At 71.9% G+C, this 1,317-nt stretch carries 1 protein-coding gene and 1 pseudogene; both read left to right on the forward strand.

Features of this window, described 5'->3' with window-relative positions:
* Positions 1–419, forward strand: a pseudogene (locus H5J30_RS33765) (MerR family transcriptional regulator); the annotation flags it as partial.
* Positions 420–477: 58 nt separating this feature from the next.
* Positions 478–1,317 (forward strand): ferric reductase-like transmembrane domain-containing protein (locus tag H5J30_RS33770; RefSeq protein ID WP_309505713.1); only part of this gene is annotated, 840 nt, incomplete at its 3' end.

Genomic DNA, 1,317 nt, shown 5'->3' on the forward strand with positions numbered 1-1,317 from the left:
TCGACCGGCTGCGGGAACTGGGCGTCGACGAGCGGATCGTCGCGGTCGAGCGCGAGGGCTGGATCCCGCTGGCGGCGCACGCCCCCGACCGCGTACCGGAGTGGCTGGCCCGCAAGCGGTCCCGGCTCGCCGACCCGCAGTTCCTCGCCTTCTACCGGACCCTCGGCCACGCCCTCGACTGGGCACCCGACGACCCGCGCCTGACCGCCCTGGCCGACGACCTCGCCGCGTACCTCGCCCGCCTCACGGCGGAGCGGGGGCAGGACTACGTCGCCGACGTCGACCTCGCGCCGCCGCTCGCGGAGCTGATGGACAAGCTGGCCTTCGAGGCGGCGCCGCCGGCGCGGCGGCTCATCGAGCTGCTGCGGAAGCGGGGTTGGACGGGGTGGACGCGGCTGGAGCCCGTGGATCCGCGTTGATCTCCCGCGGGTGATGGGTACACATCACGTGGGGTCGACGGGACTCAGGAGGCAACAGGTGGCAGTGGGACGTCGATCAGGGCTGCCCGAAAAGTCCGGACCCCGGGCCGCAGACCGCGCCGCGGACCGCGCCGATGGCCGCGCCGGCGGGTGGTTCGACTGGACGGGACTCAAGGCCGACATCAGGGCCGCGGGACTGGACGCGGGCATCTCGCTCGTCGTCACCGGCGCGATATTCGCCTGGCTCTACGCCCGCGTGGAAAGCGGCTCGTCGGCGACCCTCCAGGTCATGCCGATGCTCGCCGACGCCGACAAGTACTGGATGTACTGGCTCTGCCAGGCGTTCGGCTGGTCCGGCCTGCTGTGGGCGTGGATCACCATCGTCTTCAGCCTCCTGCGCACCGGCCCGCGCCCGCGGACCCGCCGGCTGCCGCCCGCCCGGCTGGAGAAGCTCCACCGGACCACCAGCCTGACCACGATCGCGCTGATGTTCATGCACGCGCTGATGTTCTTCCTGGAGGAGGTCCGCGGCAACGAGGGCGGGGCGACCTGGCCCGGCCGCGTGTGGGACGCCACCGTCAAGGTCTTCATACCCGGCGGCTACGCCACGGGCACCGGCCGCATCGCCATCCTCATCGGCCTGCTCGCCTTCTACCTCGCGATCCCGCTGGGCCTGGCGTACTACCTGCGCCAGCGCACCGGTTCGCGCATGTGGCGGGCGCTGCACCGCTTCATCATCGTCGTCTACGTCCTGAGCGTCTGGCACACGCTGCTGTACGGCACGAACGTCTGGTACGACGGCACCTTCCGCACCCTGGTCTGGGCTCTCCAGATGCCCATCGCCGCGATGCTCCTCCTCCGCCTCCTGGCCCCCGCCCGCCCCAGCGAACACCTCCGC

Origin of the sequence: Streptomyces phytophilus (assembly GCF_013870535.1) — a bacterium.
Lineage (GTDB): Bacteria > Actinomycetota > Actinomycetes > Streptomycetales > Streptomycetaceae > Streptomyces > Streptomyces phytophilus.